General features: G+C 56.6%; 1 protein-coding gene. It reads left to right on the top strand.

Going from position 1 to position 286, the window contains the following annotated elements; genetic code table 11:
* Positions 1–49: 49 nt before the first annotated feature.
* On the top strand, positions 50–286 hold a 237-nt coding region (locus tag AABA86_RS34385), incomplete at its 3' end, for a hypothetical protein (RefSeq protein ID WP_338309911.1).

Here is a 286-nt window from a genome sequence, read left to right as displayed (position 1 = left end):
CTGAGACGGTGGAGCCGGTGAGCATGGTGGCTCGCGGAGGGTCATACCGATGTGGAGCCCCGAGGCGGTGGACTGCGAGGATCATATGGAGCAGGTAGATGACCTGGTGCTCACTGAGAGCGACCAGAAGTACTTGGGTGATCAAGAGCCATACGATATCTTGAACTATGCCCTACGGGGTTCGCTCAAGATCGCATCCATCGTCCGCTATGTTCAGCAGTCTGTGCTGCCCGAGATGGAAGAATTGAGGGAGAAGGAGGAGCAGTCTGAGCAGCTGATCAAGACC

The sequence above is a fragment of the Bradyrhizobium sp. TM233 genome, from assembly GCF_036247965.1.
Taxonomy (GTDB): Bacteria; Pseudomonadota; Alphaproteobacteria; order Rhizobiales; family Xanthobacteraceae; genus Bradyrhizobium; species Bradyrhizobium ottawaense.
Note: the sequence above shows the minus strand (reverse complement) of the source record. Positions and strands in the feature narration are given on the sequence as shown.